We start from the raw sequence: 10,045 nt of genomic DNA, 5'->3' as shown, positions 1-10,045 counted from the left end.
TTCTATTTCAATACCTTTTTTATTTTTAAGAAGATACATGTAATATTTGAGCTGAAGAATTCCGCTTGCTAAAGTTCTGGATGATTTTTTAATCTCAGCAATATAATAAATTTTATCTTTTTTTACAATCATATCTATCATTGCCTCAAGATCTGCAATATAAATCTTCTTTTTCTCTTTTTTTAAAGGAAGTTTTATCAATTAATCTGCCAATTTCTAAAAATTCATTGCTTTGGTCTGCATCCAAATGTCTTGACATAAGCCAGGCTTGCCTTTGACAGATATTAAATGCATTAAATAGTGAAGGTGAATAAAGTTTTAAATTTAAAGAAATACTCCCCATTCTGTCTTTAATCCTGTCTCGAAATCATAAATACTATCAACCATTTCGTGATTAACCAATCTTATCCCACCAATTTCCTCAAATGAAGATATGTAATTTTGTGTTTTAGTATTTATTTTGCAAGATAATAAATATTGGTAAAACCAGTGTTTGATTTTTAAAAATTCAGATTTTCTTTCATACCTATCTTGTATTTTTTTTATCTCTAAGAATTGTTGGAGTAGTTGATTGGCTTTTTCATCAAGTGCTAAAAACATATTAAATGAAGGAATTTCTTCTACTAACTTAAATTTACAAAGTTCTTCATAATTTAATTCTTTTAAGCTTTTTATCAAATCCAGGCTTTCTTGTTGAGAACTTTTATTGCTTATCAGGTTATAATATTTATTGATAAGCTCAAAAAGCTGAGATTCCTGATAAATTTTATCTGAAAACAAATTATTGGTTTCAATTAGAGTTAGACCGCTGTAGATATAATTATAATCGTACTTTTCATGATTATTGACTAATTTAAAAATTATAACTTCTCCTTGAGATCTTTTATTGTTTCTATTACATCTGCCTGCAGCTTGAACGATGCTATCAAATGGAGCAAAATCTCTATAAATTACATCTACATCAATATCAACCCCAGCTTCTATTAGTTGGGTTGATACTATAATTTTGTTTTCGGGGTTGTTTTTAATTTCATTTATACGTTTTTTTCTTTCAAAAGGTACAATATTTGCAGATAAATAAAAAAGCTTTTTATCTGAAAAAGTTTCTTTTAATTTTTTATAAAATTTAATGCTTGAATCTATGGTATTAAATACAAAAAGAAAACTTTTGTTCTGGTAGTTTTTAATTTTACTTTTTGCTATTTCAAATAATTCATCTAAGTTTATTTTTTTAATAATATCATTGGTATCTTTCAATATAGTAATTGAGTATTTTGAAAATCTCTGAAAATAGTCTTGCCTTGTTTGAGAATCAATTAGTGGCTGTATTTCTTTTTTACTTTCCTGAAAAATCAATGGCATTGTAGCAGTTAAAAAAATGATTTTGCAGTTTAAAATCTTAATCAGATTTTGAAAAAGCTCTTTTGTTAGTTGCCAGTATTTGTAAGGGATACTTTGGACTTCATCTAGTATGATTATAGAATTTGCAATATTGTGAAATTTTCTAATTTGACTATTTTTATTTGATATTAGTGTATTAAAAAGCTGCCAAAAGGTAGTTAAAATCAAAGGTTTGTCCCAGTTCTCAATTAAAAATTGAGCATCATTCCCAATTAAGCTTGTTTCATCGTTAGTAATTTTGATATCAGCTAAATAATGATGAACAATCATGTATTTGTTAGCTTCTTCTTTGTTTGCCTGAAAAACATTTTCAATAATCTTTTCTGTTTGATCTAAAATAGAAGTGAAGGGTAAAGCGTAAATAATTCTGCTTAAGTTTTCTTGAACTAAAAGATTAAAAGCTAAATTTAAAGATGTTAATGTTTTACCTGAACCAGTTGGCACATTAAGAGAAAAAATACCTGTACTCTCATGCATTTTTTTTAATTGCATAAGACTTTTTAAGTAAATTTCATTTCTAGTTATGTCTAATTCCTGAAAATTGATAGATTTAAATTTGTCAATATAACTATTTATATCCTTATTAAATACAACTGGTTTTAACTTTGTAGAAACTACATCGCTTTTGTCTGAATAGGTAAGTATAGAAAAAATGAAATTCATTAAAAAATAAGTTTCAAAGTTTTTTTCAAAATCAACCCATAATAAATCTTTTACAAAATCAACAATACTCTCAAAATTGAATTGTAGATTTTCTTTAAAACAAGAGAAATTTAGGGTAGAAAATTGTTTTTTTAATATTTCGTATTTGCTTGGTGAAATAGAAATCATAGGGTTTAAATTTTCTAAATCACCATGATGTTTTCTAACTGCAACAAAACCAATAGTGCTAAGCATATCGTTATCTGTTTTTTGTTTTATCAGATAGGATGTAATGCAGGCAGATAATAGTGCATGACTAGTCAAATCATCACTAAAGGTGCATTTTTGCCCGTTTTTTAAATAATCTTGAAAATATAGGGTGGCTTTTCCAAAATCGTGATAATACAAAATTATTTCAAGAGCATCCCTAATTTGCTGTTTTGGAATTGAAAAATTAAGGTTTTTTTTACTATCAAATACATTTAACCCAATATTTTTTACATTTTCCAGATGATCTGAAAGCAACTTATTAGGATGCGAAAAACATGCCATTTTTAAAAAAGTATAATATTTTCGTTAAGGTTTTCTATAAAAGTGTACTTACTAACTATAGCCCTAATAGATTTTGCCTCTTTTTCTAAAATAAAATTTTTTGTTTCTATCAATTCTCTATCTGGTTTCATTTCAGTAGGTAAATGTATTTTTACAAGTTTTTGCTCCCATGATAAATCTAACTTTAAGTTATCATTTGAATCTAATGGAATTATAGAGTTAATTTCTACAAAATTATTGGATGTATAGTTTTTACCATCAAAACTACCAATATATTCAAAATTAGCAAGACACTCAGAAATTCCAAGGACAATATTATACATTGATTTGTGCTCTTTTAGCATGTTTTCTAATTTATTAAGTTCCTCTTGATATACAGAGGTAACGTAAATTCTAAACTTTGGAGACTTTAGAAACTCAAGGTTTATTTGAGTCCTACACGATTCGTGTTTAGGCATACGTGCAAACATTTTTACAACTTTTGTATTGATAAAATTTTCAGGTATATAGGTTTTTGAAATTGGTCTTTTTAAAGAAACTGCAAACTGCCAACTTTTGTTTTGAAAATTATCTAAATAAGCATATTTTGGGTATCCCAAAAAAGCACCAATTATACCATACAAAGCAGTTTTTGTTGGAATAGGAAAAGTAAGTGGAGAACTTGTGGTATATGGAATCCTAAAGTGGGCATAATCTCCCCATACCTCAAACACAACTATTTTCATAAATCACCTAAAAACTTAATTTAACCCAATCTGAAGGTATTGCTCCATTTATTTTTAGATTTTCATCTATTAAATATTCAACTTTTTCAATTTTATCTTTATTTGAATCAAAAACATTAATTAATTGTGAAATATCAAATTTAAAATCTTTTACTGATCTTATTTTAAATTCATTTTCAAAGTCTGAAATTGCAACTTTTTTATCTAGATCTCCAATAAAAAACCCTTTTTCTTTGTATGTTACTTTAAGTAAAAATCGTGGCATTTGTCCAATTTTTGATCGGCTTATTAAATTTTTAGTTCCATTCCATATTGCCTCAAAAAGCTCTTTTATATCTTCTTCTGCTAATTGAGTGTATTTGGCTGCCGTTTCGTTAATTATACCATAAAAACAAATAAAAGAGTAAGGAAGAATATATTCTTCTCTAAAAGTTTGTTGCTTGGCACCTGCTTTTGAAGCAAATGCACCGGTTCCTTTAATATGTTTTAATTCTACTTTATGAAGGGATCTGCCCATTTTAAATTGAACGGGTCCTGTGTATGTTATGGAATCTTTATTTAATGGTATAACACCCCCAAAAAGACGGATATCTATGCATTCATTTATGACTTTTTTTGGATCATTATTATAATCTTTTGCTCTTTCTTTGCCGTCTTGAATACCTTTTGAATCTTCTATAAATATTTCTCTTACAAAGATATCTTTTCCATTTTGACCATTATATCCTTTATATTCAAATAAATAGTCCCTGATTGTTCTTTTTAGTCTAACATCTGTAACAATGTTTATTTTGGTTTCTTCGTCAATTCTGGGTTTATTTTCATCCATGGGATCACCATTGGGGTTGGCATCTGCTATATCATAGCAGAAAAGTAATTCGCTTCTTTTTTCTACTAACATAAAACCTCCTAAAATCTAAGTTTTTACAAAAATCTAATTTTAAAACTATTCAAACTGTCCTTTACTATCATTTAATGGGATTTGCTGCATGGAATCGCCTGTTGTCCCATAAAAATATTTTTCCAAAACATATCCCAATGTAAAATAATAACTCAATTCGTCTATAGAATACTTGTGAAAATCGGCATTTAGCATATATTTGCCAATAGCAGTTTCAATGTCAATATAATAATTAGAATCGTATTCTTCTAATTTGTTTATAATTTCTGGCAGAAGCCTTTTTGCTATTTTTTCGTCAATTTTTAAACTATTAAGTCTGCTCATAAATGGTGTAGAGTTTTTCTTCTGATACTGAATGTTAAGCAACTTTTTAACCAATACACCTTCAAGAAAAAGGGCTTTTTTTAAATTATCGTCGAATATTGAATGTTTTTCAAAAAAATTTTCGAAATCACCATCATTTGATTTCATTCCAATTCTCCTTTCTAAAATTTTTATTTCGTCTAAGTACAATACAATCTTGTATGATTTTAAAGCAATTTGTTCTATACTATCTTTGTTAAGAAATTCATTTCTAATTTTTTCCATAAACCTTTTTAATAAAAACTCAAAAGGTATTTTTTTGCCAATAAAAATGTTATTTAAAATAGAAAGAAAATATTTATCAAAATTACCATCTGACTTATTGTTAGGAAAAAATTCTCTAATAAACTTGAAAGAAAAATCAAATTTGATAGAAAAGTCTTTTTTTGTTTTTATTTCTTCAAAAATATTGTATCCATAGTCTCTTTTATCGACTATGTCTTTTGACTCTATTAAAAACTTTAATCGTGTAGGAGCGATCTCTTGCAAAAACAACAATATTTTAAAAGCACTGTTTGATTCCTTGAAAAATAAAAAGTTAAAATTCACATTATTACTTTCAAGTGATAATTCTTTCAAAATTTTTTCTTCCGTATTTTCTATAAGTGAAGCAGGTTGTTCTTGTAGTGAAAAATTTTGATATCTTTTCATTCTTTTCAATACCTGGGTTAATAATTCATCTTTTTGTACGATTAATTCAGGAATAATGTAGTAATCGAAAGTGCAAAATTTAAAAAGTAAGTTTTTATTAATGTATTCTTTGCCTCTTTCGAGTGTTTTTGCACAATTTGGGCATACAGGATAATTTTTCCACATCAATTTTTGATTAAATCCACCTGCAACATAACTTTCTTTGTCTGCTGTATAAAAATTGAATGTGTTTACAAAACCCCACACCTCACTACTTGGATTTTGACATATGTAACAAAGTTTATTTTTTGCTAAACTTTCCGTATCATATTTATAATAAAAACTTTGATAAGCTTTGTTTTCATCATTTTTAAATACATTTACAAAAATCTATACTCAGGTGGAGGAATTGAAGGTGAAATAACAATTTTTACATTAGAACAGCTCCCCATTCCTCCCATCACTCCTTACAACCAACACATAACCAAGCAAATAGAAGACCTTGTAAATCAAATCTTAGAGCTTACTCAATCCGATGGTTACGAACAGGATCAAGAAAAGCAACAAAAAGTAAGAGATTCAGAAGAACAAATCAACGAGTTAGTATATAAGCTTTACAATCTTACAGAAGAAGAAATTAAGCTCATAAAAGAGATGTGTTAGTGAATAGCAATCATGATTTCATAGAAGAAACATGCTAAAATAATAATTGCGAGAAGAGATTTATGAATATCTATGAAGTAAGATGGGACAAAAACAAAGATGATTGGAGTAAATTGCTGTATATAAGGTTAGATACAACAGATAATTTAGAGTTAATTAAAAGAACTCGTTATAACAAGCATATTAATGAGATTAAAGACAACTTAGAGCTGATCAATGCAAAAAACATTTCCTTTGCTTGTATTGGGAGTTATAAAAAGTATGCTACTAAACTAGATGTTATATTTGATTTGTTTAAATTTAATAAAAAAGAAGATGGGCAATATGTATTTTATTACAATACTACACCACTAAGTTATGATAAGATAGCGAGGATTATTATTAAGGCATCAGAGTTTTCTCATGCAGGGATTTGTGCTTTCGATGGGTATCATTTTGATTTTGTAATTTTTAAAGATGTAGGCAAGATAATGATCAATAAAAATACAGCGTTTATTGTCACGTCTAAAAAAAGACTAAGATTAGTAGATATTAAAGAATTAATTAGTGTTAGCAAAGATAACACATTAGAAGATGCATGCAAAACATATGGGATTGAGGTAGGTAGTGATGAAAAAGATTACAATACATATAGAATAAACTATGTTAAATCTATGATGCTGTTAGCAGAGCGTTTCACTGAGGAGAATATGGGATTTACACAAGCAAGGACTTCTAGACAGTATATACCTCTTAATATTAAAACATTTATACCAAATAAAATGAACGATAAGTTAGATTTTATTGGTGGGAGAGTGGAGATCTTTCAACACTATGCTCCATTTGCTTATGTTTACGATGCTAACAGTTTATATCCTAATGTATTGGTGCATTTCCAATATCCTAATGTAGTTGTAAATAGAAGCACATTAGCAGTGTTGCCAAAAGAAGAAATTGATAAGATGTACAAAAGTCAAGATTTAAAATCTATTTTAAAGTATTATCTGTCAAACGGCAAGAGCCTCAAAGAAATGTATGAGTTATATATATCTATGTTTCCTATCTTACATGTTAAGTTAAAAGGCATATCAAAAGAATTTGAAGAATATAAGGATATTCTTTATAGATATTTTCCTTTTTCTTATAAAGATGAGCATGGAAGAAGATACTTTAGATTTCAGCCCGATAAAGAATATCAAATTCAAGGCTATGAGTCTTTGTTTTTGCTTATGTTTGACTTTGAAGTATCAGGTAATAGCTTTTTCTGCAATATGTCTGACTTCCCAAATAAAGAAAAGATTGAACAGTTGATAAAGGAAAGAGAACGCTTAAAACAAGAACATAGTCAAGGATTTCATCAATATGCGTTAAAAGTGATATCTAATTCTATATTTGGATCTCTAGGCTTAAGGGTTGACTCTGTTAGGCATAAGTCTGTGCACGAAATATCAGATATAAGAAATATCAACATAGAAAAAGCAAGAATATTTGCAAAAGTCTCTGCTCCTTTGCATGCTATTGCCACAACATCATCAGCTAGGTTCTTTATGTATTCTATTATGCTTAAAATACTCTTACACAATTACAATATATATTACACTGATACTGACTCAATTTTTACAAATATACCGCCTGAAAACTTTTTCCAGTTAGTCCAAAATGAAACTATACCATTTAAGTATGAAGCTATGCTAAGAGATTTGTATGTAATATTACCTAAAATGTATGTTTACAACAACGACAGCATCGTTATTAAGAATAAAGGTATAGGAAATGCACTGCAAAACACATTTGCTATTCAAACATTAAGGACAAACTTAACCATTATCACAAAAGCAATAGATATAAATGCTATTCCAAGGAAGATCCCAGAAAATGAACATAGTTGGATATCTGTATGGAACGATAAAAACCTTATGCTGAAAGAGACAAAACTCTATTCTGTCTTAAAAGAAATTGAAGATAAATTATACAACAAACAATACGAACCTTCAGAATTTGAGGTATGATCTTGACAGAAGAATAAATTTAAGATATAATTAAATATGACTTTGTTGCGACCATCAAAGAAGAAGCATGTTGCAAACAACCAAGAAGTGATTATACTATACTCTGGTTTGAAGCATGTGATTTTTCTATGCAATTTCACAAAAGCAAAAGTAATAAATAATAAAATTGTTACAGAAAAAAGAGAACATAAAATTAAGCAAAGCTTAACTATAGATGACATACTACTACGATTACTCCCCAACATTATCATCTTTATAATACTATGCTTTGTATATTATGAAATTAAAGTATTTGACATAGGCACACTATTATTCTTTATTGCACTAGCTAGCAGAAAAGAATTTTTCCTAGTCACTGCGTTCTTCTTCCCATCTCTTTATGCATTATATACGGTAATCCACTATCACGAAATTTCGTGTATTATGTGCATATTTAATGAGCTTGCATACAGCTATGAATATATGTTAGCCAGTACTATTACAAGTTATTTCCTATACATTATTTATATCTTTTTAATCAAACCAGTAGTTATTACCGAAGAAAATATCATCATGGCAATCTTAGGATAGGGGAAACATTAACATGGAACGCTACCTCTTCATAAGCTATTCTTACTTGACAAATATACCTAAATGATTATATTTAATATGACATGTTCATAGAAAAAAGTTATTTCTTGCAGAGTGGATTGGGAAGATGGAGTTTTTTGGATGTTCCTAGTAAGAGAGGCTTTGTTTTTCTAGGCCTTAGAACCGATGCTAAAAAAGTAAAAAATGGAGTTCAACAATTCTTTGTTTTTCTTGTCCAGCGAGGTAAGTTAATATGAAAAAAATAGCAATTGCTAAAGAGCTTATTTTCATAGGGCTTGCTTCCGTGGTCTTAAGCAGTTGCGGTGGCGGAAGCGGTAATTCAGCTGGAACTACACCATCAAATGGTGGGCAAACACCGCCTTCTGGTGGTGGTACGGGGCAAACTCCGCCGTCAGGTGGTGGCACAGGGCAAACACAACAATCAGGAGGTAGCACTGGGCAAACTAATCCCACTTGTCCTGCAGGACAATATTGGAATGGTTCTCAGTGTGTTTGCCTTAGCAGTGACATGTTCATAAACCATCAATGCATACCGTCAGCTACAGCAACGGTTTCTGTGCCAATATATGAAAATCCAGGATACTATAATGTTTTATCAGTATCCCTTACGCTCAATGGAAATGTTATTAATAATGTTATACTAGATACAGGCCAAGGTGGCGGATTAGTGTTAGCTAATAGTTCTATCACCAATGGTAACTACGGGGTTAGCACGGGGCAGTCATGTAGTGGACAATATGGGGGAGGACAATCTTTTACCGGACAACTATACTCAGCTACCGTATGTATGAACGGATTGTGTACTACAATGACCTACTGCTCTCAAACAGCAGGAAATGCTTTTGGTGCTAATGGAATTAACGGAGATTTGGGAGTAGGTTGCAGTGATTATTTCCATGCTTGTTTCCCTGCTCTATTAGGCTACCACAACTACAGCTTTAGCTTTATCTCTCTAACAAATAACGCTGAAGTTGTCTCTTCAACCACACCTATAGGTTATTTAATCTTTGGTGGTTCTGTTAGTGGGAATTACACTACAATATCCTATAACGGCTACAATACTACCATGTACTCTCCCTCTGCAACATCTTCCTCTGTATCATACTCCACAATGTTTGATACAGGAACAGGAACTTATACTTCATTTGGTTCTTTACTGCAACAGTTACCAAATTGGTCATCTTCATCGTCTCAGTATTTAGATGGATGTTATATACAAAGCGGTTATACTCTTTATTCATCTAATACAAACAGCAACCTATATTTATTTAGTTTTACCACTTACGATCCAAATCAAGGTGGCTATGGTAATCTGATCAATAATGTCGTATGTTATGCTGGCGATTCATCTCACCCCTCTTGGTTTAACTTTGAAGACTTCGGTATGCCATTTTTCCTTAGCCATCAAGTTGAGTATGACTTAAACCAAAACGGTCTAACTTACCAAATAAAAGTATCAAATTAAGGAGGTGCTTTATGTTTATATTTGTAGGCCAACCTTTAAATGTTACATCTAAAATAGAACAAAAGGTTATTATGAACCAACCAGTAAAAGTAATAAAAGGACAGCACTTTACTTACTATGTTAG

At 29.7% G+C, this 10,045-nt stretch carries 9 protein-coding genes; 3 read left to right on the top strand and 6 right to left on the bottom strand.

Annotated features, from left to right (window positions below):
* From Q0C22_RS05015 to Q0C22_RS04995, 6 genes are all read right to left on the bottom strand, one after another.
* On the bottom strand, positions 1-201 hold a 201-nt coding region (locus Q0C22_RS05015), incomplete at its 3' end, for a Dna2/Cas4 domain-containing protein (protein WP_291492395.1).
* Positions 146-343: a Dna2/Cas4 domain-containing protein gene (locus Q0C22_RS10450; protein WP_367172107.1), complete on the bottom strand. Its 198-nt coding sequence runs from the start codon at positions 341-343 to the stop codon at positions 146-148. The genes Q0C22_RS05015 and Q0C22_RS10450, both read right to left, overlap by 56 nt.
* A complete protein-coding gene (cas3, locus tag Q0C22_RS05010) occupies positions 325-2,595 on the bottom strand; it encodes a CRISPR-associated helicase Cas3' (protein ID WP_291492393.1) in 2,271 nt (756 codons plus the stop codon). Before cas3 ends, Q0C22_RS10450 begins: the two co-directional genes overlap by 19 nt.
* A 2-nt stretch (positions 2,596-2,597) precedes the next feature.
* Positions 2,598-3,320, bottom strand: coding sequence for a type I-B CRISPR-associated protein Cas5b (gene cas5b / locus Q0C22_RS05005; protein WP_291492391.1), 723 nt, complete (start codon positions 3,318-3,320; stop codon positions 2,598-2,600).
* A 7-nt stretch (positions 3,321-3,327) separates the two neighbouring features.
* Positions 3,328-4,221, bottom strand: a complete 894-nt coding sequence (gene cas7b / locus Q0C22_RS05000) for a type I-B CRISPR-associated protein Cas7/Csh2 (protein WP_291492389.1) — start codon at positions 4,219-4,221, stop codon at positions 3,328-3,330.
* Positions 4,222-4,266: 45 nt separating this feature from the next.
* The gene (locus Q0C22_RS04995) at positions 4,267-5,604 is read right to left on the bottom strand and encodes a TIGR02556 family CRISPR-associated protein (protein ID WP_291492396.1); all 1,338 of its coding nucleotides are present in this window, start codon (positions 5,602-5,604) and stop codon (positions 4,267-4,269) included.
* On the opposite strand from Q0C22_RS04995, the gene Q0C22_RS04990 reads away from it, so the two are divergent.
* From Q0C22_RS04990 to Q0C22_RS04980, 3 genes are all read left to right on the top strand, one after another.
* Positions 5,560-5,877 carry a hypothetical protein gene (locus tag Q0C22_RS04990; protein ID WP_291492387.1) on the top strand — a complete coding sequence of 106 codons (318 nt, stop codon included), beginning with the start codon at positions 5,560-5,562 and terminating at the stop codon, positions 5,875-5,877. The two genes, Q0C22_RS04995 and Q0C22_RS04990, sit on opposite strands and share 45 nt — an antisense overlap.
* Positions 5,878-5,939: 62 nt before the next feature.
* Positions 5,940-7,865 carry a DNA polymerase domain-containing protein gene (locus tag Q0C22_RS04985; RefSeq protein WP_291492385.1) on the top strand — a complete coding sequence of 642 codons (1,926 nt, stop codon included), beginning with the start codon at positions 5,940-5,942 and terminating at the stop codon, positions 7,863-7,865.
* Between the two features lie 823 nt (positions 7,866-8,688).
* The gene (locus Q0C22_RS04980; protein ID WP_291492383.1) at positions 8,689-9,921 is read left to right on the top strand and encodes a hypothetical protein; all 1,233 of its coding nucleotides are present in this window, start codon (positions 8,689-8,691) and stop codon (positions 9,919-9,921) included.
* Positions 9,922-10,045: the final 124 nt, after the last annotated feature.

Source organism: Desulfurella sp. (assembly GCF_023256235.1).
Classification (GTDB): domain Bacteria; phylum Campylobacterota_A; class Desulfurellia; order Desulfurellales; family Desulfurellaceae; genus Desulfurella.
This window is presented reverse-complemented; position numbering and strand designations above follow the sequence as displayed.

Excerpts from the sequence above, each read along its gene's own strand:
- Q0C22_RS10450 (WP_367172107.1), bottom strand. The coding sequence starts at position 343 with ATGGGGAGTATTTCTTTAAATTTAAAACTTTATTCACCTTCACTATTT.
- cas3 (WP_291492393.1), bottom strand. The coding sequence starts at position 2,595 with ATGGCATGTTTTTCGCATCCTAATAAGTTGCTTTCAGATCATCTGGAA.
- cas5b (WP_291492391.1), bottom strand. The coding sequence starts at position 3,320 with ATGAAAATAGTTGTGTTTGAGGTATGGGGAGATTATGCCCACTTTAGG.
- cas7b (WP_291492389.1), bottom strand. The coding sequence starts at position 4,221 with ATGTTAGTAGAAAAAAGAAGCGAATTACTTTTCTGCTATGATATAGCA.
- Q0C22_RS04985 (WP_291492385.1), top strand. The coding sequence starts at position 5,940 with ATGAATATCTATGAAGTAAGATGGGACAAAAACAAAGATGATTGGAGT.
- Q0C22_RS04980 (WP_291492383.1), top strand. The coding sequence starts at position 8,689 with ATGAAAAAAATAGCAATTGCTAAAGAGCTTATTTTCATAGGGCTTGCT.